This is a genomic window from Blastococcus sp. CT_GayMR16 (genome assembly GCF_004570875.1).
GTDB lineage: Bacteria > Actinomycetota > Actinomycetes > Mycobacteriales > Geodermatophilaceae > Blastococcus_B.
The window spans coordinates 24,054-48,243 of sequence record NZ_SPQK01000024.1; the positions used below are offsets into that span (position 1 = coordinate 24,054).

Genomic DNA, 24,190 nt, shown 5'->3' on the forward strand with positions numbered 1-24,190 from the left:
CGCCGTACGCTGCTCGCAATGAGCAGTGATCGGCCCGGGGGGCCCGCCGACGTCGTTCCTGGTGACGAACCCGGGAAGCAGGAGCACGCCGCCGATGGCGCGTCGTCGCGGCGGTTCCGCCGCCGAGGGGCGGAGAAGAAGAAGGGGTCCCTGCTCCGCGAGCTGCCGGTGCTCCTGCTCATCGCCTTCGTCCTGGCCCTGGTGGTGAAGACCTTCTTTGTGCAGGCCTTCTTCATCCCGTCGGGTTCGATGGAGCAGACCCTGCACGGCTGCACGGGGTGCACCGGCGACCGCGTGCTGGTCAACAAGGTCCCGTACTGGTTCGGCGAGCCCGAGCCCGGCGAGATCGTCGTCTTCAAGGGCCCGGACACCTGGACGCCGGAGGTGCAGGTCGCCGAGCCGAGCAACTGGTTCTCCGGAGCGCTGCTGTGGCTCGGCCGCACCGTGGGAGTCGCACCGCCCAGCGAGGACGACTTCGTCAAGCGCGTCATCGCCACAGCGGGGCAGACCGTGCAGTGCTGCGACGCGGAAGGCCGGGTGACCGTCGACGGCACACCCCTCGAGGAGCCCTACATCTTCGAGAACACCCCGCTGGAGTCCCGCGCCTTCGGTCCGGTCACCGTGCCGGAAGGCCGGCTGTGGGTCATGGGCGATCACCGCTCGGCCTCGGCGGATTCCCGGGTGCACGTCGGCGACCGGTACGGCGGCACGATCGGGGTGGACGACGTCATCGGCAAGGCCGCGGTCATCGTCTGGCCGGTGAGCCGTTTCGGGCTGCTCGCCTCCCCGGACATCCAGGGCACGGACGACGGCGCCATGGCGCTGGCGGCCTCGAGCGCGCCGATGGCGATCGGGCTGGCCGGGGCCGTGCCCGTCGTGCTGTGGCGCCGGTGGCGGGCGTCCCGACCCGACTGAATGGCGCGCCGCTCCTCTCGGAATGGGAGTCGGCCTTTCCCCGCGTTACGCGTGGGATCGACTCGGCGGCCATTGCTGGTCGCTGATAGCAATCAGAAGAATGCTGGAAAAGTATTCAAGTAACCGTTTCACCCTTCCGATGGAGACTTTGTAAGTTCACCGGAGTCGAAACGGAGTCAGTTGTGTCTGCACCTATGGCGAGCACCGCCCGCGGGGTCACCCGCGTGCTCCTCCTCGCCGACGCGCCCGTCCTGCGCCGCGGCCTGGTCAGCATGATCAACGAGACGGCCGGCATGCAGTCGGTGGGTACGCCCGGCGAACTGCGTCGCGCCCTCACGCTGGTCGAGTCGGCCCGCCCCGACGCCGTCGTGGTGGAGCTGGGGTCCGGCCGCGCCGCGACCCTGAACGCCTGCCGCGACCTGCGGCGCCGCTTCCCCCGTGTCGCGATCGTCGCGCTGGCCACGTCCGAGGACCCGGCCGTCGTGAACGAGGCGATCGCCGCGGGCATCCGGGGCTACCTCATGATCAACACCTCGCCGACGCTGCTCGGCTGGGCGATCCTGGCCGCTCGTGCGGGCCGGACCGTCGTCGACCCGCAGATCCGCCGGGTCGAGCCGTCGGCCGTGCCGGCTGCGAAGCCCTTCGCGCCGGAGGTGCCGCTCACCCGCCGCGAGTCCGACGTGCTGGACGAGCTGCTGCTGGGTCAGTCCAACCGGCAGATCGGCCGCAACCTCTTCATCAGCGAGGACACCGTCAAGTCCCACGTCAAGGCCATCCTGCGCAAGCTGGGTGCCCGCGACCGGGCCCACGCGGTCTCCCTCGTGCTGTCCAACCGTCAGCCCGGCTGCACCTGCGGCCACGGCCTGTCGGCGGCGGTCCCGGCTCCCGAGCTCGACGGCTCGGATCTGAGTGCGGCGGACCTGGACAGCGCCGACATCTGATCCTCCCGCTCCGGCACACCGGGCCGGTCTCCTTCGGGGAGGCCGGCCCGTCGTGCGTTCCCAGGGGGTCGTAGGGTCGCTTCGCAATGGCCCTCCGTTCCATCCACACCGAGTCGAGCCCCGCCGTGCGCGCCCGGCGGACGATCGTCGACGACCGCCCGGATGCCCTCTGGGACATGGAGCGGTCGCTGCGCCGGCGCGGGTTCTCGGCCGTCGCCGGTGCCGACGAGGCCGGTCGTGGCGCGTGTGCCGGCCCGCTCGTGGCCGCGGCCTGCGTCCTGCCGTCCGGACGACGGGGCCGCGTTCCGGGGCTCGCCGACTCCAAGCTGCTCACCCCCGCCGCCCGGGACCGGGTCTACGCCGAGGTGGTGGACCGCGCGGTCGCGTGGTCGGTCGTCGTCATGCCGGTCGAGGACCTCGACGCCCGCGGCATGCACGTCACCAACATCGAGGCGCTGCGGCGCGCGGTCTGGAACCTCGATCCCGAGCCGGACTACGTGCTGACCGACGGGTTCCCGGTGCCCGGACTGGCCCGACCCGGTCTCGCCGTCTGGAAGGGCGACCGCGTGGCGGCCTGCGTAGCGGCCGCCTCGGTGGTCGCCAAGGTCACCCGCGACCGGATGATGGTCGAGCTGCACGAGAAGTGGCCGGAGTACGACTTCGCGGGCCACAAGGGCTACATCACCGACGTCCACAGTGCTGCCCTCGACCGGCACGGGCCCTGTCCCGAGCACCGGATGCGCTTCGTCAACGTGCGCGGCGCCCGCGACGCGCACGCCGCCAGGGCACTCGAGGTCACGGCGCCGGTCGACATGGTCGATGATGGAGCCATGGTCCCTGCGCTGGAAGAGCTGCCATGAGCACCGAGGACCTTGAGAAGTACGAGACCGAGATGGAGCTGCAGCTCTATCGCGAGTACCGCGACATCGTCCGGCAGTTCACCTACGTGGTGGAGACCGAGCGGCGGTTCTACCTCGCCAACTCCGTCGACCTGCAGGTGCGGGAGGCCGGGGGAGAGGTCTACTTCGAGCTCAAGCTCTCCGACGCCTGGGTGTGGGACATGTACCGGCCCGCGCGGTTCGTCCGCAACGTTCGGGTGCTGACGTTCAAGGACGTCAACGTCGAGGAGCTGGACAAGCCCGACCTCGAGCTGCCGGAGAACCCGCGCATCACCTGACCGGCAGCGCGGCCTTCTCCTCGAGCACCCCCGCCACGGTCCGGAGCGGACCCAGCCCGAGCTGCTGTGCCGTCGACGTGGTGTCCCAGTCGGTCTCCGACGTCGCGATCAGCCGGTTGAGTCCCATGACACCGGCCAGGGACGGCGCCACGGGCGCGAAGACGCGCTGGAGGACGGCGAACGCGGCGGCGGGCTGGCTGACCACGCGGACGCGACGGCCGAGCACGTCGGCATAGATCGCGGCGACGTCGGTCCAGGAGAGGGACTCGGGGCCGCCGAGGTCGACCGCTCCGGAACCGGTGCCCTCGCCGACCGCTGCCGCGAGCCCGCGGGCCGCGTCGTGCACCGAGAGGAACGCCTGCCGTGCCGACGCCGGCCCGGGGACCACCATCACCCCGTGCCGGTCGATCGGGGCGCCGGTGAGCCGACGGAACCGCTGCAGCGTCGGGTACGGGCGGCCCAGGGTCGGCCGCAGCTCGCCCCGGAGCGGCAGTTCACTGCCGACGAGAGCCAGCCACACCTCCATGAACGGCGGCATCCGCAGTGACAGCCAGGACAGGCTGAACTCGGCGAGGAGCCGCTCGATGCGCCGCTTCTGCGGGCGACGGGCACCCGCTCGTCGAGGGGAGTCACGGGAACGCTGGCGAGCACGAACCGCGAGACGCCGGAGCGCTCGGCGCGGCGGACCAGCTCGGCGTAGCCCACGTCGACGCCCGCGGCGCTGTCACCGCGGCTGATGGGGGCGACCGTTGGCTGTCGCGACGACCGCCGTGACGCCGTCCAGTGCGGCGTCGAGGGTCTCCGGACTGCGCAGATCGCCGACCGTCAGCTCGGCTCCGGTCGCGGCCAGTCGTCTGCCTTCGCCCGGTCGCGGACCATCGCGCGCACCGGTGTGCCCGCTGCCCGCAGGTTCCGGACGACGAGGCTCCCGACCTGTCCCGTTGCGCCGACCACGAGGATCACGATGGGCCCCCGAGCTCGTCTCCTGCGGACTCCCGTCCACAGCCGTGCCTGCCGTCCACAGGTTCCTCCAGGGGCCGGCGCCGGGTATCGGCCGGGGCGACGGTTCGACGGGTGTCCACCACTCTCGAACTCGGCTCCCTGGGCGAACGCATCGCCGCCACCTACCTGACCGATGCCGGCCTGCGGGTCCTCGACCGCAACTGGCGCTGCCGTGAGGGAGAGCTGGACATCGTCGCCCCCGAGGGCGACGCACAGGTCTTCTGCGAGACACCCCGTCGGAATAGGCGCAGGGCTGGCGACGCCGTACCGGGTGCGCCCCGCACCACCGCTTCCGAGGGACTGTGGGGGACCGGTCGTGCTGTGAACCGGCCCTCCACCCGCGTCAGCCACTCGCGGCAGACTGTGGGCGGTCAGCCCTCGATCGACCCCTCGACGTCGCACTCCACGGCAGTGTCGAACCCGCCGCCGCCAGAGCACACATCCCGCGCCTCGGGCGCCTGAGGCAGCTCACCCGGCGCGTCGGGTGGGGGCGGTGGGAACTGCCCGAACAGAGCATCGTCGCCGGCGCCACCGGCGACCACGTCTGCGTCGGGACCACCAGCCGCCAGGTCGTTGCCGGCTCCGGCGTTGATCACGTCCCGGCCGAAGCCACCGATCACGTTGTCCTCACCGGCGCCGCCGTTCCCGATGTCGTTCCCGACGGCCAGGAAGAGGGAGTCGTTGCCCCCGTCGCCGGAGACGATGTCGCCCCCCGGGCCTGCGAAGACTTCGTCATTGCCCTCCCCGGCGTTGATCACGTCGTTGCCACCGGCCGCGTTCTGGTTGCCGAAGAAGGTGGTCGTGTCGCCGAAGACGATGTCGTCGCCCCCGAGTGCCTGGATGACGTCGTTGCCCAGACCTCCGCAGATGGCGTCCGGCCCGTTGGTACCCCGGAGCACGTCCCGTCCGTCGGTCCCAATGATCAAATTAAAGCCCGGGAGTCCCTCCGGCGGGACCTCGCACCCCGGGGACGGACCGGCGGCCGCGGCGCTCCCCGGCACCAGGACTGCTGCGATCAGGACGGGCAAGCCGAGCACACTCCGTGTCAGGCGCACAAAACTCTCCCTTGGTCAGCCCCCCGCGCTGGCCAACCTAGGAACAGCCCTGCGCTACGACCCAGGGTCGGAAGTCCCTCCCGAGGGTCAAAAGCCCTCGCCGCACGACGACGCTTCAGAGGGGACGCTGAGTTGCCTCTGCTCGTCCGGGCCTACGAGGGAACGTGGTGGGCCCTCGGGAATCCCGGGAGGGTGGCGTGTGCCGCGGCGCTGTCGCCGGGGCGGATGGGGGCGACGGCCCTGGCAGGCCACGATGACCGTCACTCCGCCGAGGGCCGCGTCGAGGGTTTCCGGCCGGCTCAGGTCGGCCGCGGCCAGCTCCGCGCCGGTCCGGGCGAAGTCGGTCGCGGTGGCCGGGTCTCGGACCATGGCGCGGATGGGGGCGCCGTCGGCGCGCAGCCGCCGCACGACGCGGCTGCCCACCTGGCCCGTTGCCCCCACAGCGATGATCACCCTGGCCCCCCGAGGTCGTGTGCCGCCGGCCCCCGTCCACAGCCGTGCCGGCCGTCCACAGGTTCCTCCAGTCGCTGGTCCGGTGTGCCCGTCGGGGCGACCGTCGACGGGTGTCCACCACTCTCGAACTCGGCGCCCTCGGCGAACGCATTGCCGCCACCTATCTGACCGACGTCGGGCTGCGCGTCCTCGACCGCAACTGGCGCTGCCGTGAGGGGGAGCTGGACATCGTCGCCCGCGAGGGCGATGCCCTGGTCTTCTGCGAGGTGAAGACCCGGCGGGGAGTCGGCTTCGGTCATCCCGTCGAGGCGGTGACGCCTGCCAAGCGCCGGCGCCTGCGCACCCTCGCCCAACGCTGGCTCGCCGCGCACGACGAGCACGCCCCGGACCTGCGCTTCGACGTCGTCGGGGTGCTGGTCCGGCCGTCGCGTCCGGCGCTGGTCACCCACCTGCGGGCGGCATTCCTGTGACCCTCGCCCGCACCTGGTCGGTCGGCCTGGCCGGCGTGCACGGCGCGATGGTGGAGGTCGAGGTCGACATGGCGGCCGGCGTTCCGCAGGTCGTCCTGGTCGGGCTGCCGGATGCGGTGGTGCGCCAGTCGGTCGACCGGGTCCGCGCCGCGATCGTCAATGCCGGCGCCACCTTCCCGCATCGCCGGATCACTATCGGTCTGTCACCGGCGGCCATGCCCAAGCAGGGGAGCGGCTTCGACCTGGCCCTGGCGGCGGCGGTCCTGGCCGCATCCGACGTCGTGCCGGGCCACTCGGTCGACCGGCTCGTCCTGCTGGGGGAGCTCGGTCTCGACGGATCGGTGCGCGGGATCCGGGGGGTGCTGCCGGCGGTCCTGGCCGCCGCCCGGGCCGGTCACCGGCAGGTCGTGGTGCCGGCGGCCAACGCCGACGAGGCGGCCCTCGTCGACAGCATCGAGGTGCTCGCCGCGAAGACGCTCGCCGAGGTGGTCGCGCATCTCGCCGGCCGGGCACCCCTGACGCGGCACGTGCGCGGCCCGCTGCCCCCGGCGCCGCCGGCACCCGACCTGGGGGACGTGGTGGGCCAGGCGTCGGGCCGCCGGGCCGTGGAGGTCGCGGCCGCCGGCGGTCACCACCTGTTCCTTACGGGGCCGCCGGGCGCCGGCAAGACGATGCTCGCCGAACGCCTGCCGGGGCTGCTGCCCCCGCTCGACGAGGAGGCGGCGCTCGAGGTGACCGCCATCCACTCCGTCGCAGGCACCCTGCCCGCGGAGGCGCCCCTGGTCCGGCGGCCCACGTTCGAGGCCCCGCACCACTCGGCCACGATGGCCTCGCTGATCGGCGGCGGCTCCGGGCAGATCCGCCCGGGCGCGCTCTGCCGGGCGCACCGCGGCGTCCTCTTCCTCGACGAGGCACCCGAGTTCCCCCGGGCCGTGCTCGACACCCTCCGCCAACCCCTGGAACGCGGCTCCGTGACGATCCACCGCGCGGCGGGGTCGGCGACGTTCCCGTGCCGGGCGCAGCTGGTCCTGGCGGCCAACCCGTGCCCGTGCGCCAGCGCCGCCGGTGACGCGGCCTGCACCTGCAGCGCGCTGGAGCGGCGGCGCTACCAGTCCCGGCTGTCCGGCCCGCTCCTCGACCGGATCGACCTCCGCGTCGATCTCCCGCCGGTCACCCGTGCGGCGTGGCTGGACGGGGTCGCCCCGCCGGAGACCACAGCGGTCGTCGCCGGTCGGGTCGCGGCCGCGCGGGCGGCCGCGGCAGAGCGGCTCTCCGGTACGGGGTTGTCGGTGAACAGCCAGATCCCGGGTCGACTGCTGCGCGAGCGCTGGGCGGTGCCGCGTCCCTCGCTCCGGCTCGCCGAGCGGGCCCTGGAGCGCGGCGCGCTGTCGGTCCGCGGCTTCGACCGGGTGCTGCGCGTCGCGTGGACGTTGAGCGACCTGGCGGGGCGAACCGTCCCGGGCGCCGACGAGATCGCCGAGGCGCTCGGCATGCGTCTGCAGCGGGTGGCGGCATGACCATCGACGAGGACCTCGAGGCGGCGGCGGCTGCATCGGTGCGACCGGGGCAGGTGCACCCGGCGGTCCGGCGGGCCCGCGCGTGGCTGAGCCGCGTCGCCGAGCCCGGCACCATCGACTTCTGGCGCTACGTCGACGACGTGGGTCCGGTCGAGGCGGTCCGGCGGCTGCGGACGGGGCGTGCCCCTGACCGCCTCCGGTCGATCGTCGGGGTGCGGTCAGGTCAGGACGAGAGCCTGGCCGACCTCGCGCGGGCCGAGCGCTGTGGTGCCCGGTTGGTGATCCCCGAGGACGACGAGTGGCCGGCGCTGCCGTTGCATGCGCTGACGGTGGCGGTGAGTTCCGAACCGGACGATCACACCAAGCAGTCGGACCGGACCCTCGCCCCGGTCCCGCCCGTGGCGCTGTGGGTGCGCGGTCCGGCGCGGCTCGACGAGCTGGTGGACCGGTCCGTGGCGATCGTGGGTTCCCGGGCGTCGACGGCGTACGGCGAGCACGTGGCGGCGGAGCTGGGTCACGCGCTGGGGGAGCGCGGCTGGACGGTGGTCTCCGGCGGCGCCTTCGGCATCGACGCCGCCGCGCACCGCGGCGCGCTGGCGGCGGAGGCGCCGACCCTGGCGGTGCTGGCCTGCGGTGTCGACCGGCCCTATCCGGCTGCTCATGGCGCCCTCTTCAACCGGATCGCCGAGACCGGCCTGCTCGTCAGTGAATGGCCGCCGGGCTGCGCGCCGCTGCGGCATCGCTTCCTCGTGCGCAACCGGCTGATCGCCGCGCTGACCCGGGGCACCGTCGTCGTGGAGGCTGCGGCACGGTCCGGAGCGCAGGCGACGGCCCGCCGGGCGCGCGATCTCGGCCGTCAGCTCCTCGTCGTCCCGGGGCCGGTGACCTCCGCGATGAGCGTCGGCTGCCACGAACTGCTGCGCGACGAGGAGGCGGGAGCCCGACTGGTCGCGTCGGCCGAGCACGTCATCGAGGCGGTCGGGGGGATCGGGACGGATCTCGCCCGTCCACCGGAGCGCCCGGAGTCCCCGCGGGACGGCCTGTCGGACCTGGCCGGCCGCGTGCTCGACGCCTGCCCGGTCCGTTCCGGAGTGAGCGCCGACCGACTGGCGGCGGTCGCCGGGTGCGACGTCCTGGACGTGCTCCGGGTGCTGCCGGTGCTCGAACTGGCCGACCTCGTGCAATGGACCGGGACCGGGTGGCGTCTGGTGCCCCCGCCGAAGGAGGTGAGGCACGGGGCCGCCGGCTGAGCTCCCGGGACTACCGCCGGCCGGACCGTCCGCGGACGACCCCCCACTCGACCACCCAGATCTCGCCCACGGTCAGGCCGGCCCAGCGCCGCTGCACGTCCCGGAGCTCTGCCGCGGCTGCGGCCAGGGCGGCGGGTGGCTTGCCGGTTGCCGGGATCTCACCCGGCAGCACGTCGGCACCGGAGGCGAGGCGGCCCACCAGGTCGGCCAGCCTCTCTGCGCGCTGGACGGACGCCGAGCGCTCGCGCTTGAGCCGATCCGACCGCTCGGCGGCGTGCGGCGGACGACGACCGGAGAGGTGGGTCATGCTTCGCCAGACGACTCCGTCGGCGACGCATCCCCAGATGCCGTCATCGACACCCAGCTGCCGCTCGACGACGGCGTGCGCGAGGTCATGGGGCAGGTCGCTGCCGCCCCCGGCGCCGCGCATGGTGAACGCGACACCGTCGTCCCGCTCCACGAGCGTCTCGACCGGACGGCGGTCGGCCATCCGGCGGAACGTGAGCTTCACGAGATCCAGTCTCGGAGCCGGTCAAGCGAAATTCCGGGAGCAGCGGCTACGGGACGGGTCCGGCGCGGCGGCTTGACGCCCCTGGCGTGTCGCCGCACGGTTCCGGGGTGGCCGCCGGGACAGCAGACGCACGGGCGGCACTCCCGTCGGCCCTCGCGGAGGCGCTGGCCGGCTACGAGGAGCACCTGCGCACCCAGCGGGACCTCTCGGAGCACACCCTCCGCGGCTACGTGACCGACACCGTCTGGCTCCTCGACCACCTGGCCCGGCGCGGCGGCCGGCAGGTCCACGAGCTCGATCTCGCGGCGCTCCGCAGCTGGCTCGCCCAGGGGCGCACCCGCGGGCACAGCCGGGCGACGACCGCCCGCCATGCGGCATCCGCGCGGTCGTTCACCGCCTGGCTGCGCCGGGCCGGGTTGACCCCCGACGACGTCGGGCTGCGCCTGGTCAGCCCGAAGGCGCACCGCACGCTGCCCGACGTGCTCGCCCCCGACCAGGCACGCGCCGTCGTCGACTCGACGGCCGGCGCCGACGAGCCGATCGGACTGCGCGACGCCGTCGTCCTGGAACTGCTCTACGCCAGCGGCATCCGCGTGAGCGAACTCGTCGGCCTCGATGTCGACGACGTCGACCGCGGGCGCCGGCTGCTGCGGGTCCTGGGCAAGGGCCGCAAGGAGCGCAGCGTGCCCTACGGCGTCCCGGCGGAGCAGGCGCTGGACGCCTGGGTGACCCGGGGGCGCCCCGCACTCGCGACGCCGGACTCGGGTCCGGCTCTGCTGCTCGGGGCGCGGGGGCACCGGCTCGACGCCCGGGAGGCACGGCGCACGGTGCACAAGGCGGTCGCAGCGGCTCCGGGTGCGCCGGACATCGGGCCGCACGGGCTCCGGCACTCGGCGGCCACCCATGTCCTGGAGGGCGGCGCAGACCTCCGCTCCGTACAGGAACTCCTGGGCCACGCTAGCCTCGCGACGACCCAGATCTACACGCACGTGACGGTCGAACGGCTCCGTGCGGTCCATGCCCAAGCGCATCCCCGCGCCTGAGAGGGTGGCCGAGTGCTGACAGGTGAGGGCGGTGGCCGTGCAACGGCCGCCGGAACGGGGCAGGACCACCGAGCACGACCCGGCAGCAGCAGCGAGGAGGGCGACCGTGCCTGAGGCCACCATCCATCGGATCGACGAGTTCGACGAGTCCCCGGACGATGCCGACGCGCTGCTGGCCGAGCTGTGGACGGAGTACGTCGCCGGCCGTGACCCGGGTCTGCGCGACCGGCTGATCCTGCAGTACGCCCCGCTGGTGAAGTACGTCGCCGGCCGGGTCGGCAGCGGTCTGCCCGCGCACGTCGAACAGGCCGACCTGGTCTCCTACGGCACGTTCGGGCTGATCGACGCGATCACCCGGTACGAGCCCACCCGTGAGGTCAAGTTCGAGAGCTACGCGATGGCCCGCATCCGCGGCGCCATCATCGACGAGCTCCGCAACACCGACTGGATCCCGCGGTCGGTGCGCATGAAGGCCCGCGCGTTCCAGCGTGCCGTTGACGAGCTCGAGGCCAAGCTGCACCGCACCCCGAGCGAGGAAGAGGTCGCCGAGGTCCTGGACATGGACGTCGAGGAGGTGCGCAAGTTCCTCGGGCAGCTGTCCCTGGTCAACGTCGTCGCCCTCGACGAGCTGCTCAGCGACGACGAGGGCGGCGCGCCCAGCCTCGGAGACACCCTGCAGGACTCCAGCGCCCTGGACCCGCAGGCGATGGCCGAGCACGGGGAGGCCCGCCAGCTGCTGGCGCGCGCGGTGGAGCAGCTACCCGAGCGGGAGAAGGTCGTGGTCAGCCTCTACTACTTCGAGGGCCTGACCCTCGCCGACATCGGCCGGGTACTCGGGGTGACCGAGAGCCGGATCTGCCAGCTGCACACCAAGGCCGTGCTTCACCTGCGGACCAAGCTCGCCGACATCGCCTGACGCCTCGCCGGTGGGTATCGACTTCCGCGACCCGGCGAACCGGCGGACCTACTCCGACCGCGAGGCCGACAGCTCCTGGCGAGACACCGTCGTCGGCCTGGTCGACCCGGCGGGTGCCGACGTCGTGGACGTCGGCTGCGGCGGAGGGACCTACGTCCGGGCGTGGCAGGAGCTGGGTGCCGAGACCGTCACCGGCATCGACTCCAGCTCGCCGATCCTCGACGAGGCCCGGTCGAGCCACGGACACCTGCCCGGCGTCACGTTCCGGCTCGGTGAGGCCGCGGCCACGGGCCTGCCGGACAGCTGTGCCGACGTCGTCTTCGAGCGGGCCCTCGTCCACCACGTCCCTGATCTGGTCGCCGTCGCGGCCGAGGCCGCCCGGCTGCTGCGGCCCGGCGGGGTCCTGCTGATCCAGGACCGCACCCCCGACGACGTCGCCCAGCCGGGGTCGCCGGCGCATCCCCGCGGCTGGCTCTTCGAGGTCTTCCCCCGGCTGCTGGACGTCGAGAACGCCCGCAGGCCCACCCCCGACGCGCTCTCCCGTGCGCTGGCGTCGGCCGGCTTCGGTGACGTCGCGACGACGTCGCTGTGGGAGGTGCGCCGCCGCTATGCCGACCGGGAGGACTACCTCGCCGAGATCGCGTCGCGTACCGGGCGCTCGATCCTGCACGAGGTGGACGACGCCGAGCTGGCCGAGCTGGTCGGGGAGCTGCGCGCGCGGCTCCCGGACGGGCCGCTGGTCGAGCAGGACCGCTGGACGATGTGGCGGGCCGTCGGCAGCTGATCGCGGCTCCGTTCCGGTCAGTGCCGGCCCAGCTCGTATGCGCCGCGGTGCGGCCCTCTCAGCTCGACCGGCGCTGCTCCGCGCCGCTCGATACGCATCGTCAGATCGGCCACCGAGCAGTTGACGACGCGGTGCGCCGAGCCGTCCGGGCTCGCGTAGTCCCACTCGACGAAAGCCTCGGCGGGCGCGGCGGCGGCTGCAATGACCGTCACGCCCTTGCCGGGCAGTCGAAGGACGCAGTGGTCCTCCTCGGCGACGACGGTGACCCGCCGGCCGAGCCCGCCGAGGGCCAGCCGCTCGCCGTCGAGGCTGAGTGCACCGTTCGCGACCCAGGGCGTGGTCACCGGACCCGGCGCGAGCCGTCCGACCGCGACGTCGAGCCAGGTGTCGGCCCCGTGGTTGTCGAACGCCAGCCCGTGCATCCAGATCCAGCTCGCCGCGTGCTCCTCGCCCCAGTTGTGCCCGACCATGCCGGGCCATCCCGTGACGTCGATGGTGTCGCCGTCGACCTCGAGCGTGCCGTCGAACACCGCCGTCGGGGAGAGGGTCAGCATCTTCGTGCGGGGGAGGCGGGCGCTGTACATCCAGTCGTGGGGGAGATGCTCGAGCGGCTGCTCCTCGGCGCTGGAGCGCAGTGACCAGGAGACCGAACGCCCGGACGAGGCCGCCTGACCGACGAACGCCGACGGGCCGAAGGTGCTCTCGCCCAACCGGATCCAGGCGTCGCCCCCGCTCACTGCCTCCCCGGCGTCGACCCGGACGGCCAGCGGTGGCGTTGCGGCCCGGTCGAAGAGGGTGAACCACAGCTGGCCGTTCGGCGGTCCGCCGGGTGCCGCGGTGACCGTGTAGCGGATCCAGACGCCGCGCGGCTGCGTCGGGTGCACCGCCCGCAGGTAGTAGCTCTCGTAGTGACCGCGTCCCGGGCGCACTCCCGGCCACCGGGCGGCGGCGGGGGCGTCGAGAACCATCGCGGCAGGCTAGCCAGTGGAGACCGCTCCGAGAAGGCGTCCGCCGTGCCCGGCCTGCCCCGATAGCCTCGGGGGGTGCTGAGGCAGCGACTGATCGAGGGTCTCTTCGTCCCGTTGGTGACCCCGTTCGACGAGGCCGGGCGGGTCGATGTGGCGTGCCTGGAACGTCTCGCGGCCGAGTCCCTCGACGCGGGCGCCGCCGGCATCGTCGCGCTGGGCACGACGGGTGAGGATGCGGCACTCGACGACGCCGAGCGGCGCGAGGTCGTGGCCGCGTGCGCGCGGGTGTGCGGCGACACGGGCGCGCAGCTGATCGTGGGGGCCGGCACCAACGACACGCGCACGACGATCGCCCGGCACGAGCAGCTCGCCGAGGTGCCCGGCGTGGTCGCCGCGCTCACGGTGGTGCCGTACTACGTGCGCCCGTCGGAGGCGGGGATCATCGCCCACTTCACCGCGGTCGCCGAACGGTCACCGGTACCGCTGGTCCTCTACAACGTCCCCTACCGCACCGGGCGGGGGCTCGGGGCCGCCTCGCTGCTGGAGCTCGCGGCCTCCCCCAACATCGCGGGCGTGAAGCAGGCCGTCGGCGGTGTCGACGCCGACACGCTGCGCCTCCTGGCCGAAGCGCCACCCTCCTTCGCGGTCCTCGGCGGGGACGACGCCTACCTCCTGCCCGTCGTCCTGATGGGCGGTGCCGGAGCGATCGCCGCCGCCGCACACGTCCGGACGGCGGACTTCGTGCGCATGACCGCCGACGGGCTGGCCGGGCGGGTCGCAGACGCCCGTGCTCGCGCGGAAGCCCTGCTGCCGATCGCGCTGGCGCTGTTCGCGGAGCCGAATCCCGCGGTGATCAAGGGCGTCCTGCACGCCCAGGGCAGGCTGCCGACACCGGACGTGCGCCTGCCGCTGACCAACGCGTCGAGGTCGGCGATCGACCACGCCCTCGCCGCGATCAGCGGGACGCCTCGAGAACGGGCCGCCCAAAGCGGGCCCGGGTGAACTACCCCATCGGCAGCAGCCGGACCTGCGGTGGGCGCAGCAGGGTCATCGGGTCCAGATAGCCCTCGCCCCGGCGCAGGCCCCAGTGCAGGCAGGCCTCCCGGGGGCACCCGCCGTGGCCGCCGATCAGCGTGCCGATGGGGGAGCCGCGGGTCACCCGCTGACCCGCGGCCACCGACGGGTCCACCGGCTCGTACGTCGTCCGCAGGCCGTCCGCGTGGTCGATGCTCACCACCGGCCGCCCGGCCACCGTTCCCGCGAACACCACCACCCCGTCGCCCGCGGCCAGCACCGGCCACCAGGGGGTGCCGCCCAGGTCCACGCCTCGATGTCCGGCCGAGAACGGGCCCGGCGGCGGGTCGAACGGCCGGGTCACCGCCAGGTCGCCGCCCAGCGGCGCCGTCCAGAGGGGAGTGATCGCCGGAGCGACCGGCGCGACGTCGGCGGCGGCCGGGACGGGGGTGAACCCCGCCATGAAGAGGATTAGCAGGAAGAGGCGGAATCGGGCGCGCATGCGGTCGACCCTCGATCCGGACCGGACCCGGTGGAGGGGGTGCGCGGGATCTGTGGAGGGCCGGACGGCTGGGGAAAACCGCCTCCGCGGCTCGCGTATGCTGTCCGGTGCGGCCCGTTCCGACGGGTCGACTTCGCGCGTCCTCCTCCCGCCAACGCGGGGCAGTCGCCACCTCGGTCCCAGCGGGCAACCGCCGGGTGCGTGGCGCCGCTGGACGCCAGGGCGGCGCACCAACCCGGTGCCCGCGTCACAACCGAGAACGCGCGGCCACGGCCGCGCTCCACCAGGAAGGCGACCATGGCAGTCGTCAGCATGAAGCAGCTGCTCGACAGCGGCGTCCACTTCGGGCACCAGACCCGCCGCTGGAACCCGAAAATGAAGCGATTCATCTTCACCGAGCGCAACGGCATCTACATCATCGACCTGCAGCAGACGCTCGGGTACATCGACAACGCCTACGAGTTCGTCAAGCAGACGGTGGCTCACGGCGGCTCGATCCTGTTCGTCGGCACCAAGCGTCAGGCGCAGGAGCCCGTCGCCGAGCAGGCCACGCGCGTGGGCATGCCCTACGTCAACCAGCGCTGGCTGGGCGGCATGCTCACCAACTTCCAGACCGTCTTCAAGCGGCTGGAGCGCCTCAAGGAGCTCGAGGACCTCGAGCAGACCGGCGCGCTGGTCAGCCTGTCGAAGAAGGAGCAGCTGGTCCTCTCCCGCGAGAAGGCCAAGCTCGAGCGCTCCCTCGGCGGTATCCGCGACATGAAGAAGGTGCCCAGCGCCATCTGGATCGTGGACACCAAGAAGGAGCACATCGCCGTCGGTGAGGCGCGCAAGCTGAACATCCCGGTCGTCGCGATCCTGGACACCAACTGCGACCCGGACGAGGTCGACTACAAGATCCCGGGCAACGACGACGCGATCCGCAGCATCGCCGTCCTCACACGCGTGATCGCCGACGCCGTCGCCGAGGGCCTCATGGCCCGTTCCGCCGCGCAGGCCAACGCCGGTCGCGACGAGGACGGCGCCGAGAAGGTCATCGGTGGCGACGAGCCGCTCGCCGACTGGGAGCGCGAGCTCCTGACCGGTGGGGACTCTGCGGCGGCCCCGGCCGCCGAAGCGGTTCCGGCCACGGAGGCCACCGCTGAGGCCGCCCCGGCCGGCGAGGCCACCCCGCTCCCCGAGACCCCGGCCGAGCCGCCGACGGTCACCGCGGACGAGGTCGCTCCCGGCGGCGTGCCCGCCGCCGGCGAGTCGACGCCGCAGGTCTGATCCGCCGGCGCCGTCCCCACCCTGCCCGGGTGGGGACGGCGTCCCGGCACGCCCGAACCACGTTCTTTCGCACTCCACAGACCCAGAGGAAGTGACATGGCTGAGTTCACCGCAGCCGACGTCAAGCGTCTCCGCGACGCCACCGGCGCCGGCATGATGGACTGCAAGAAGGCCCTGACCGAGGCCGACGGCGACTTCGACAAGGCCGTCGAGTTCCTGCGCGTCAAGGGCGCCAAGGACGTCGGCAAGCGCCTCGAGCGCTCCACGACGAACGGCATCGTCGTCAGCAAGGACGGCGCGCTGCTCGAGCTCGACTGCGAGACCGACTTCGTCGCGAAGAACGCCGACTTCGGGAAGCTCGCCGAGCGGCTTCTCGACATCGCGCTGCAGACGCGGCCGGCCGACGCCGAGGCGCTGCTCGCCACCGAGGTCGACGGCCAGACCGTGGCCGCGCTCGTCGAGGGTGAGTCCGCCCGCATCGGCGAGAAGCTCGTCCTGAGCCGGTTCGCCACCTTCGAGGGCACGACCGCGACGTACCTGCACAAGCGCGCCACCGACCTGCCCCCGGCCATCGGTGTCGCGGTGCAGTACTCCGGCGGCACCGAGGAGGCCGCGCGCAGCGTGGCGATGCACATCGCCGCCGCGCGTCCCCGCTTCCTCACCCGCGAGGAGGTCCCGGCCGAGACGGTCGAGACCGAGCGCCGCGTCGCCGAGCAGACGGCCAAGGAAGAGGGCAAGCCCGAGCAGGCGATCGTCAAGATCGTCGAGGGCCGGGTCAACTCCTTCTACAAGGACTTCGTCCTGCTCGAGCAGCCGTCGATCACCGAGCCCAAGCGCACCGTGAAGCAGGTTGCCGACGACGCCGGCCTGACCGTCGAGCGGTTCGCCCGCTTCGAGGTCGGCCAGGCCTGAGCCAGGCATCAGCAGTGACGAACGGCCCCGCTCCCGTCCCGGGAGCGGGGCCGTTCGTTCGTGCGGCAGGATCCAGCACAGAATTCGACGAGAGGCTTCGCGTTGACCGACACCACACCCCCCCTCTCCGCGCCCACGGCGTTCCAGCCGGCTGACACCAGCGGCTACAAGCGCGTCCTGCTCAAGCTGTCGGGGGAGACCTTCGGCGGCGGCAAGGTCGGCGTCGACGCCGGCATCGTCCGGGGCATCGCCGAGCAGCTGGCCGAGGTCGCCGCGAAGGGCACGCAGATCGCCGTGGTCATGGGCGGCGGCAACTTCTTCCGGGGCGCCGAGCTCAGCCAGGCCGGCATGGACCGCACCAAGGCCGACTACATGGGCATGCTGGGCACGGTCATGAACTGCCTGGCACTGCAGGACTTCTGCGAGAAGGCCGGGCTCGAGACCCGCGTGCAGTCGGCCATCACCATGGGCCAGGTCGCCGAGCCCTACATCCCGCGCAAGGCCATCCGGCACCTGGAGAAGGGCCGGCTGGTCATCTTCGGCGCCGGTGCCGGGATGCCCTACTTCTCCACCGACACCGTCGCCGCCCAGCGGGCCCTGGAGATCGAGTGCCAGGTGCTGCTCATGGGCAAGAACGGGGTGGACGGCGTCTACGACGACGACCCGCGCACCAACCCCGACGCCGTCATGTACGACGACCTGGACTACGCGACCGTCCTCGCCAAGCAGCTCAAGGTGGCCGACGCGACGGCCATCAGCCTGTGCATGGACAACCAGATGCCGATCGTCGTGTTCAACCTGTTGCGCGACGGCAACATCGCCCGGGCAGTCGCAGGTGAGAGGATCGGCACGCTGATCAGCCAGCCGTTCTGAGCCCAGCAGTCATTCGAGGACGACGGCGCGACACGAGGTCGCGCCGATGGAGGGAAGACCCGTGATCGACGACACCCTGCTCGATGCCGAGGAGCGGATGGACAAGGCCCTGTCGGTCGCCCGTGAGGACCTCGGCTCGGTGCGGACCGGCCGGGCCGCGCCCTCCATGTTCAACAAGATCGTGGTCGACTACTACGGCGCCCCGACGCCCGTGCCGCAGATGGCCTCCATCACCGTCCCCGAGGCGCGGATGGCGGTCATCAAGCCCTACGACTCGGGTCAGCTGCAGGCCATCGAGAAGGCCGTCCGCGACAGCGACCTCGGGGTGAACCCGACGAACGACGGCCAGGTCCTGCGCGTGGTCTTCCCGCAGCTGACCGAGGAGCGCCGCCGCGACCTGGTGAAGATGGCGCGGGCCAAGGGCGAGGACGCCAAGGTGGCGATCCGCAACATCCGCCGCCGCGCGAAGGAGGAGCTCGACCGCCTGGTCAAGGACGGCGAGTCGGGCGAGGACGACGTCCGTCGGGCGGAGAAGGAGCTGGACGACCTCACGTCGCAGCACACGCACAGCATCGACGACGCGGTGAAGAACAAGGAGACCGAGCTGCTCGAGGTCTGACCCCGACGGTTCTCCGCCCATGACACCCCCCTCCGCCGCCGACCGGCCCGGGTCCTCCGGACCGGGTACCGAGCCGTTGCGTTTCGGCGCGGGCGGCACCGGTGGCGCCGGCGTCGTCCACTCGCCCGAGACCGGTCCCCGACCGAAGGACGGCGACACCGGCCCGGTTCCGATCGTCGGCGACCGCCCCGGCCCGCCCGGTGCCCGCCCTCCCGAGCAGGTACCCACCTCGACCCGGGCGCCGCTGCCGGACGAGGTGCTGGACCTGCCCACCACCGAGCGGCCCGCCGGTGGCCGCGCGGGCCGCAACCTCGGCGCGGCCATCGGCGTCGGGCTCAGCCTCGGCGCGGTGATCCTCGCGTCCCTCGCGATCTGGCGTCCGGCCTTCCTGGCCGTCGTCACCGCCGCGGTGCTCGTCGGCGTCGTCGAGCTCACCCGGGCGTTGCGGGCGGGCGGGTTCCGCGCCCCGCTGGTCCCGCTGCTCATCGGCGCACTGGCGATGATGGGCCTGGCCTGGAGCCGCGGCCCGACCGGCCTCGTCGTCGGCTTCCTGCTCACCGTGCTGGCCGTCGTCCTGTGGCGGCTCGCCGACGGGCCGGCCGGCTACCTGAGGGACGCCTCCGCCGGCGTCCTGGTCGCCATCTACGTCCCGCTGCTCGCCGGCTTCGCGGTCCTACTGCTCGTTCCCGACGACGGCGTGGCGCGGGTGCTGGCCTTCATCGCGACCGTGGTCGCCAGCGACGTGGGTGGTTACGCGGCCGGGGTGACGTTCGGCAAGCACCCGATGGCGCCGTCCATCAGCCCGAAGAAGTCGTGGGAGGGCTTCGCGGGCTCGGTGACCGCCTGCATGATCGTGGCCACGCTCATCCTGGCCCTCGCACTGGACGCCCCGTGGTGGGGCGGCCTGGTCTTCGGTGCCGCGATCGCCCTGTCGGCCACCATCGGCGACCTGGGGGAGTCGCTGATCAAGCGCGACCTGGGCATCAAGGACATGGGGAACCTGCTACCCGGCCACGGCGGCCTGATGGACCGGCTGGACTCGCTGCTGCCCTCGGCGGCGCTGGCCTACCTGCTGCTGTCCCTCCTCGCCCCCGTCTGAGGCTCAGGCCCGACGGTCGGCCCACCACACCGAGCCGAGCACCTCGAAACCGCGCCGGGCGTACCAGTGCCGCGGCCAGTCGTCACCCGCCGCCTCCAGCACCACGAGGTCGCAGCCCGCGGCGGCGGCTCGGTCGAGCGCCCGGGCCAGGATCGCGTCCGCGTGGCCGCGCCCCTGGAACTCCGGGTCGGTGAGCACCGATTCCACCGCCGCCGTCGCGCCGTCCACGCGGAGCTGACCGGAGGCGACCACCCGCCCCTCCTCGCGCACCACCAGGTTCGTCACGGCCACGACGCGGTCGTTCAGCTGCTCGCGGCCGACGAGGTCCGCGATCACCCGTTCCCGGTCGGGGCGGTCGGGCAGGTCCCGGCGCCAGGATCGCGTCCAGAACTCGTGCACCTCCGGCTCGGCCACGACCTCGGCGCGCTCCCCGCCGGCGGTGGGCGCGGCCGACCGCGCCATGAGCACCAGCTCCTCGAGCTGCCACCCGCGTCGGCCGAGCTCGGCGGCGACGCCGTCGGCCCCGGGGAACGTCAGCGCAGCGGCCTGGTGCGGCCATCCGGCGTTGCCGGCCACCTCCTCCGCCGCGGACTCGACCGTGTCGGCGTCCACCGGGGAGGTGAGCACCAGGCGGTTGTTGTCGCGGGAGTGCACGTAGTCCGGATCGAGCACCGCTACCCCGCCCGGGACGTCGCCCACCCCCACCGCCCGCCGGACGGGGACGGACGTGGTGAACAGCAGGGCCCGGCCGAGCAGGTCGTCGGCCGCCGGCAGTGCCAGCGGCGCCGGCGGCCGGTAGGGGACGACGGCGACCACGGCGCTCGTCGGCAGCGGGCCGTACAGGTGCGGGAACTGCATCCCGCCCGGATCGGCCGGCACCCCGGGCTCGAACCGCACCGGGTCGGTCAGCCGGGCCGGATCCACCACCAGGAGCACCAGGTCGCGGCGGCCGGGGTAGATCCGCTCCGCCGGGAGGTGCACCTGCTCGGGCGTGGAGAGGTGCACGAAGCCCACGGCGTCCAGAGACGGCGGCCGGACCGCTCCCTCGTCGAGTGCGGCCCGCCAGGCGGCGGGCTCGATGAGGTGCAGGAGGACGTCCGAGGCCATCCTGCGATCCTGCCTGTGTGACCGATGAGGATCTGCGCGGCCCCACCGACTGGGGGACCACGGTCGGCGTCGGCCCGTGGCCCGGCCCCTGGCCGGAGGATCCGCGGCTGGACCCGCAGCTGCTGGCCGAGGGCGACCGGCGCAACGTCGTCGACCGGTACCGCTACTGGACCGTCGAGGCGATCGTCGCCGACCTCGACCGCCGCCGGCACCCCTTCCACGTGGCCATCGAGAACTTCGGCCACGACCTGAACATCGGCACGGTGGTCCGGACGGCGAACGCCTTCCTCGCCGCCGAGGTGCACATCGTCGGCCGGCGCCGCTGGAACCGCCGCGGGGCGATGGTCACCGACCGGTACCAGCACCTCCGGCATCACGCCGACGTGGCGGAGCTGCACGCCTTCGCGGCCGAACGGGGGCTGACCGTCGTCGCCGTGGACAACGCGCCCGGCGCCGTCCCGCTGGAGACCGCGCAGCTGCCGCGCGACTGCCTGCTGCTCTTCGGTCAGGAGGGTCCGGGGCTCACCGAGCACGCGCACGCCGCCGCCGCGATGACCGTCTCGATCGCCCAGTTCGGCTCCACCCGGTCGATCAACGCCGGGGTGGCCGCCGGGATCGCCATGCACGCCTGGATCCGCCAGCACGCCGACCTGGGGCGCGCCGGCTAGGTCAGGACAGGGGCGGGTCGGGGTCGATGCCGCGTTCGGCCAAGCCGTCCTCCATCGCCTGGCAGACCGTGCGGACCACGTCGACGCGCGCCCAGCGCTTGTCGTCCGCCGCGACGACGTGCCACGGCCCGGCCGGGTGGTCGGTGCGCTCCAGCATGTCCTCGACGGCGAGCTCGTACTCCGCCCGCTTCTCGCGGTTGCGCCAGTCCTCGTCGGTGAGCTTCCACATCTTGTACGGGTCGTCCCGGCGCTTCTCGAACCGGCGGAGCTGCTCCTCGGGGGACACGTGCATCCAGAACTTGACCAGGATCGTGCCCTCGGCGGCGAGCGACGTCTCCATGTCCACGATCTCCGAGTAGGCCCGTTGCCAGGTGTCCACGGACGAGAACCCCTCGACCCGCTCGACCAGCACCCGCCCGTACCAGCTGCGGTCCAGCACGGCCATGCCGCCCCAGCCGGGGAGCTTCGGCCAGAACCGCCACAGGAAGTGGTGGCGCTTCTCGTCGTGGGTGGGGGCAGCGAACTGCGCCACCCGCACGTGCCGGGGGTCGAGCTCGCTGACCAGGCGCTGGATGGCGCCGCCCTTGCCGGAGGCGTCCCAGCCCTCGAACACGACGCAGAGGGGCGGTCCGAGTTCCTTCGGCCCGATCTGGCCGCCGAGCAGGAGGCGCAGGTGCACCAGCCGCTCCTGGGCCGCGGTCAGAAGCTTCTCGTACTCCTTCTTGCCCAGGTGCAGCGTCAGATCGACGTCGTCCAGCCGGCTCATGCGTGCAGCCTGGCACCGGAGGGTGAGCTTCGCCTCGCGACGGCCGCGTCCGTCCCCACAGGTGGGACCATGGACGACGCCATGACTGTCCTGCCGCTCGTCTTCGACGCCCCCAAGCGGGGGATGCCCCCACGCCACCTCGCCGATCTCAGCCGCGAGGAGGCCCGCGAGGCGGTCAGCGAGCTCGGCCACCCGCCTTTCCGAGCCGACCAGCTGGCCCGGCACTACTACCGCGGGGTCACCGACCCGGCGCAGATGACCGACCTTCCCTCCGCGGCACGGGAGACCCTCACCGAGGCGCTGCTCCCCGGGCTGCTCACGGTCGTGCGGCACCAGACGGCCGACGACGGGCGCACCCGCAAGACGCTCTGGCGGCTGCACGACGGCGCGCTCGTCGAGAGCGTGCTCATGCGCTATCCCGGCCGGGCCACCGTCTGCATCTCCAGCCAGGCCGGGTGCGGCATGGCCTGCCCGTTCTGCGCGACCGGCCAGCAGGGGCTGACCCGCAACCTGTCGGCGGCCGAGATCATCGGCCAGGCGGTCGCCGCCGCGGCCGCGATGGCGAACGGCGAGCTCGACGGCGGCCCGGGCCGGCTCTCCAACGTCGTCTTCATGGGGATGGGGGAGCCGCTGGCGAACTACGCCCGCGTGCGGAAGACCCTCGACGCCCTGCTGACCCCGGCGCCCCACGGCCTCGGGCTGTCCCAGCGGTCGGTCACCGTCTCCACCGTCGGGCTGGTTCCCGCGATCCGCCGGCTCACCGACGAGGGGCGCAACGTCACCCTCGCGGTGAGCCTGCACGCCCCCGACGACGAGCTGCGCGACACCCTCGTCCCGATCAACACCCGCTGGAAGGTCGGCGAGGTCGTCGACGCCGCCGACGCCTACGCCAAGCGCACCGGCCGCCGCTACTCGGTCGAGTACGCGCTGATCCGCGACGTCAACGACCAGCCGTTCCGCGCCGACCTCCTCGGGAAGCTGCTGGCCGGCCGGCTCGCGCACGTCAACCTGATCCCGCTCAACCCCACGCCGGGCAGCAAGTGGGACGCCAGTCCGCTGCCGGCCCAGCGCGAGTTCGTCGCCCGGCTCCGGGCCGCCGGCGTCGCGACGACCGTGCGCGACACCCGGGGCCAGGACATCGACGGCGCCTGCGGCCAGCTCGCCGCCGCCGACGCGGAGCCTGGCGTGCCGAGTGTCGCCGTCGGCCCCCTTGCAGGGGCCCGCCGCGAGCCCGCGAGTGGTGGGGGGCAAGGGGGTCCTTCTACCGTGGAGCCGCCGGTCGAGCTGGGTGCCGAGGGCGACCAGTGACGGAGGCCCCGGCCGACGCCGAGGCGCACGACCACAGTCACGCGGACGTCTCGGGCGGCTGGCTCCGCGCGGCGGTCTTCGGTGCCATGGACGGCCTGGTCACCAACACCGCCCTCGTCGCCGGAGTGGGGGGCGGTGGCGCGCCTCCACGCGCGATCGTCCTGGCGGGGGTCGCCAGCCTGGTCGCCGGCGCCATCTCGATGGCGCTCGGTGAGTACACGTCGGTGAAGACGCAGAACGAGCAGCTCGACCTCGAGGTCGAGAAGGAGCGCCGGGAGCTCGAGCGCAACCCCTCCGGCGAGCTCGCCGAGCTGACGGCGATGCTGCGCGTGCGCGGCGTCGACGACCGGCTGGCCGAGCGGGTCGCCATCCAGCTGTCGAAGGACCCGGAGACGGCGCTGCGCCTGCACGTGGTCGCCGAGCTGGGGCTCAACCCCGGGGACAAGCCCTCGCCGAGGGTGGCCGCGGTGTCGTCGTTCCTGACGTTCGGGACCGGCGCGCTGCTGCCGCTGCTGCCCTTCCTCTTCGGCGTCTCGGTGCTGTGGCCGGCGCTGGTCTTCGGCGGTGTGGGCCTGCTCGTCGCCGGGGCGCTGTCCTCACGCTTCACCCCGCGGCCGTGGTGGTACGCCGGGCTGCGGCAGCTGCTCTTCGGAGCGGTCGCGGCAGGGATCACCTACGCCATCGGGTCGGCGATCGGTGTCACGGCTGCGTGACCCTGAGGACCCCCAGCTCAGCGACTGCGCCAGGCGTTCTTGCGTCGACGTGCGTCGGCGACCAGGAGGATCACCAGCAGGGCGGCGAAGCCGATCAGCCAGATGTCCTCCATCTTGCCCTCGTGGTTGCCGAACAGCATGGCCAGCAGGAACAGGATCGGGATGATCGTCAGGCGGCGTCCCCACTTGCCCATCTCGCCGTGCCAGCCCCATTCCTCGGGGCGTTCGTGCTCGACGGGGTGCGCGTCGGTACGGACGACGCCCTCTTCGCGACCAGGCTGATTGACCCGCTGCGTATCGCTCACGTCGAGCATTCTGGCAGGACGTCGCCCCGAACACCG

28 protein-coding genes are annotated in these 24,190 nt (G+C 73.1%); 20 read left to right on the forward strand and 8 right to left on the reverse strand.

Annotation, left to right across the window (positions count from 1 at the left end):
* Positions 1-18 precede the first annotated feature (18 nt).
* From lepB to E4P38_RS20040, 4 genes are all read left to right on the forward strand, one after another.
* Positions 19-915, forward strand: a complete 897-nt coding sequence (gene lepB, locus E4P38_RS20025) for a signal peptidase I (protein WP_135133751.1) — start codon at positions 19-21, stop codon at positions 913-915.
* Positions 916-1,109: 194 nt separating this feature from the next.
* Positions 1,110-1,856: a response regulator transcription factor gene (locus E4P38_RS20030; RefSeq protein ID WP_135133752.1), complete on the forward strand. Its 747-nt coding sequence runs from the start codon at positions 1,110-1,112 to the stop codon at positions 1,854-1,856.
* Between the two features lie 86 nt (positions 1,857-1,942).
* On the forward strand, positions 1,943-2,716 hold the full coding sequence (locus tag E4P38_RS20035) for a ribonuclease HII (RefSeq protein WP_135133753.1): 774 nt from the start codon (positions 1,943-1,945) through the stop codon (positions 2,714-2,716).
* On the forward strand, positions 2,713-3,033 hold the full coding sequence (locus E4P38_RS20040; RefSeq protein WP_092196408.1) for a DUF2469 domain-containing protein: 321 nt from the start codon (positions 2,713-2,715) through the stop codon (positions 3,031-3,033). Before E4P38_RS20035 ends, E4P38_RS20040 begins: the two co-directional genes overlap by 4 nt.
* On the opposite strand, the gene E4P38_RS20045 is transcribed toward E4P38_RS20040, so the two are convergent.
* Positions 3,026-3,571 carry a hypothetical protein gene (locus E4P38_RS20045; protein WP_209309220.1) on the reverse strand — a complete coding sequence of 182 codons (546 nt, stop codon included), beginning with the start codon at positions 3,569-3,571 and terminating at the stop codon, positions 3,026-3,028. The genes E4P38_RS20040 and E4P38_RS20045 overlap by 8 nt on opposite strands.
* Before the next feature lie 536 nt (positions 3,572-4,107).
* Between E4P38_RS20045 and E4P38_RS20055 the strand changes: the two genes are divergently transcribed.
* Complete coding sequence (locus E4P38_RS20055) at positions 4,108-4,497, forward strand: YraN family protein (protein WP_135133755.1); 390 nt, start codon at positions 4,108-4,110, stop codon at positions 4,495-4,497.
* Here E4P38_RS20055 and E4P38_RS20060 read toward each other — a convergent pair.
* Complete coding sequence (locus tag E4P38_RS20060) at positions 4,407-5,090, reverse strand: calcium-binding protein (protein WP_135133756.1); 684 nt, start codon at positions 5,088-5,090, stop codon at positions 4,407-4,409. The two genes, E4P38_RS20055 and E4P38_RS20060, sit on opposite strands and share 91 nt — an antisense overlap.
* 563 nt (positions 5,091-5,653) lie before the next feature.
* Between E4P38_RS20060 and E4P38_RS20070 the strand changes: the two genes are divergently transcribed.
* Genes E4P38_RS20070 through dprA form a run of 3 tightly spaced genes read left to right on the forward strand, consistent with a single transcriptional unit; the run spans position 5,654 to position 8,780 of the window.
* Positions 5,654-6,013 (forward strand): YraN family protein, encoded by a 360-nt coding sequence (locus tag E4P38_RS20070; RefSeq protein WP_135133757.1) that lies wholly within the window; start codon positions 5,654-5,656, stop codon positions 6,011-6,013.
* Positions 6,010-7,530 carry a YifB family Mg chelatase-like AAA ATPase gene (locus tag E4P38_RS20075; protein ID WP_135133758.1) on the forward strand — a complete coding sequence of 507 codons (1,521 nt, stop codon included), beginning with the start codon at positions 6,010-6,012 and terminating at the stop codon, positions 7,528-7,530. The genes E4P38_RS20070 and E4P38_RS20075 overlap by 4 nt, the downstream gene beginning before the upstream one ends.
* Complete coding sequence (gene dprA, locus E4P38_RS20080; protein WP_135133759.1) at positions 7,527-8,780, forward strand: DNA-processing protein DprA; 1,254 nt, start codon at positions 7,527-7,529, stop codon at positions 8,778-8,780. Before E4P38_RS20075 ends, dprA begins: the two co-directional genes overlap by 4 nt.
* 10 nt (positions 8,781-8,790) lie before the next feature.
* Here the strand turns inward: dprA and E4P38_RS20085 are convergent, their stop codons facing one another.
* The gene (locus E4P38_RS20085; protein WP_135133760.1) at positions 8,791-9,291 is read right to left on the reverse strand and encodes a hypothetical protein; all 501 of its coding nucleotides are present in this window, start codon (positions 9,289-9,291) and stop codon (positions 8,791-8,793) included.
* 107 nt (positions 9,292-9,398) lie between these two features.
* Here E4P38_RS20085 and E4P38_RS20090 point away from each other — a divergent pair, with 107 nt between their 5' ends.
* From E4P38_RS20090 to E4P38_RS20100, 3 genes are all read left to right on the forward strand, one after another.
* Positions 9,399-10,334 (forward strand): tyrosine recombinase XerC, encoded by a 936-nt coding sequence (locus E4P38_RS20090; protein ID WP_135133761.1) that lies wholly within the window; start codon positions 9,399-9,401, stop codon positions 10,332-10,334.
* A 106-nt stretch (positions 10,335-10,440) separates the two neighbouring features.
* Positions 10,441-11,250 carry an RNA polymerase sigma factor WhiG gene (gene whiG, locus E4P38_RS20095; protein ID WP_135133762.1) on the forward strand — a complete coding sequence of 270 codons (810 nt, stop codon included), beginning with the start codon at positions 10,441-10,443 and terminating at the stop codon, positions 11,248-11,250.
* A gap of 10 nt (positions 11,251-11,260) precedes the next feature.
* Complete coding sequence (locus E4P38_RS20100; protein ID WP_135133763.1) at positions 11,261-12,034, forward strand: class I SAM-dependent methyltransferase; 774 nt, start codon at positions 11,261-11,263, stop codon at positions 12,032-12,034.
* Between the two features lie 17 nt (positions 12,035-12,051).
* On the opposite strand, the gene E4P38_RS20105 is transcribed toward E4P38_RS20100, so the two are convergent.
* Positions 12,052-13,002 carry a hypothetical protein gene (locus E4P38_RS20105; RefSeq protein WP_135133764.1) on the reverse strand — a complete coding sequence of 317 codons (951 nt, stop codon included), beginning with the start codon at positions 13,000-13,002 and terminating at the stop codon, positions 12,052-12,054.
* 75 nt (positions 13,003-13,077) lie between these two features.
* Between E4P38_RS20105 and dapA the strand changes: the two genes are divergently transcribed.
* Positions 13,078-14,004, forward strand: coding sequence for a 4-hydroxy-tetrahydrodipicolinate synthase (gene dapA / locus E4P38_RS20110; RefSeq protein ID WP_209309223.1), 927 nt, complete (start codon positions 13,078-13,080; stop codon positions 14,002-14,004).
* Between the two features lies 1 nt (position 14,005).
* Here dapA and E4P38_RS20115 read toward each other — a convergent pair whose 3' ends face one another.
* On the reverse strand, positions 14,006-14,518 hold the full coding sequence (locus E4P38_RS20115) for a M23 family metallopeptidase (RefSeq protein WP_135133765.1): 513 nt from the start codon (positions 14,516-14,518) through the stop codon (positions 14,006-14,008).
* 297 nt (positions 14,519-14,815) lie between these two features.
* On the opposite strand from E4P38_RS20115, the gene rpsB reads away from it, so the two are divergent.
* From rpsB to E4P38_RS20140, 5 genes are all read left to right on the forward strand, one after another.
* Positions 14,816-15,784, forward strand: coding sequence for a 30S ribosomal protein S2 (rpsB, locus tag E4P38_RS20120; protein WP_135133766.1), 969 nt, complete (start codon positions 14,816-14,818; stop codon positions 15,782-15,784).
* Positions 15,785-15,880: 96 nt separating this feature from the next.
* Positions 15,881-16,696, forward strand: a complete 816-nt coding sequence (gene tsf / locus E4P38_RS20125) for a translation elongation factor Ts (protein WP_135133767.1) — start codon at positions 15,881-15,883, stop codon at positions 16,694-16,696.
* A 102-nt stretch (positions 16,697-16,798) separates the two neighbouring features.
* On the forward strand, positions 16,799-17,569 hold the full coding sequence (gene pyrH / locus E4P38_RS20130; protein WP_135133768.1) for a UMP kinase: 771 nt from the start codon (positions 16,799-16,801) through the stop codon (positions 17,567-17,569).
* Between the two features lie 61 nt (positions 17,570-17,630).
* Positions 17,631-18,188, forward strand: a complete 558-nt coding sequence (gene frr, locus E4P38_RS20135; protein ID WP_135133769.1) for a ribosome recycling factor — start codon at positions 17,631-17,633, stop codon at positions 18,186-18,188.
* A gap of 19 nt (positions 18,189-18,207) precedes the next feature.
* Positions 18,208-19,287 carry a phosphatidate cytidylyltransferase gene (locus E4P38_RS20140; RefSeq protein ID WP_135133770.1) on the forward strand — a complete coding sequence of 360 codons (1,080 nt, stop codon included), beginning with the start codon at positions 18,208-18,210 and terminating at the stop codon, positions 19,285-19,287.
* 3 nt (positions 19,288-19,290) lie between these two features.
* Here the strand turns inward: E4P38_RS20140 and E4P38_RS20145 are convergent, their stop codons facing one another.
* Entirely contained in the window at positions 19,291-20,394 is a 1,104-nt protein-coding gene (locus E4P38_RS20145; RefSeq protein WP_135133771.1) for a GNAT family N-acetyltransferase, read from the reverse strand.
* 17 nt (positions 20,395-20,411) lie between these two features.
* On the opposite strand from E4P38_RS20145, the gene E4P38_RS20150 reads away from it, so the two are divergent.
* Positions 20,412-21,062 (forward strand): RNA methyltransferase, encoded by a 651-nt coding sequence (locus E4P38_RS20150; protein ID WP_135133772.1) that lies wholly within the window; start codon positions 20,412-20,414, stop codon positions 21,060-21,062.
* Between the two features lies 1 nt (position 21,063).
* On the opposite strand, the gene E4P38_RS20155 is transcribed toward E4P38_RS20150, so the two are convergent.
* A complete protein-coding gene (locus E4P38_RS20155; protein WP_135133773.1) occupies positions 21,064-21,828 on the reverse strand; it encodes a UDP-galactose-lipid carrier transferase in 765 nt (254 codons plus the stop codon).
* An 81-nt stretch (positions 21,829-21,909) separates the two neighbouring features.
* Between E4P38_RS20155 and rlmN the strand changes: the two genes are divergently transcribed.
* Both rlmN and E4P38_RS20165 read left to right on the forward strand, forming a co-directional pair.
* Positions 21,910-23,136 carry a 23S rRNA (adenine(2503)-C(2))-methyltransferase RlmN gene (gene rlmN, locus E4P38_RS20160; RefSeq protein WP_135133790.1) on the forward strand — a complete coding sequence of 409 codons (1,227 nt, stop codon included), beginning with the start codon at positions 21,910-21,912 and terminating at the stop codon, positions 23,134-23,136.
* Positions 23,133-23,849: a VIT1/CCC1 transporter family protein gene (locus tag E4P38_RS20165; RefSeq protein WP_135133774.1), complete on the forward strand. Its 717-nt coding sequence runs from the start codon at positions 23,133-23,135 to the stop codon at positions 23,847-23,849. The genes rlmN and E4P38_RS20165 overlap by 4 nt, the downstream gene beginning before the upstream one ends.
* A 17-nt stretch (positions 23,850-23,866) precedes the next feature.
* Here the strand turns inward: E4P38_RS20165 and E4P38_RS20170 are convergent, their stop codons facing one another.
* Complete coding sequence (locus E4P38_RS20170; RefSeq protein ID WP_245161185.1) at positions 23,867-24,154, reverse strand: DUF2631 domain-containing protein; 288 nt, start codon at positions 24,152-24,154, stop codon at positions 23,867-23,869.
* Between the last annotated feature and the right edge of the window lie 36 nt (positions 24,155-24,190).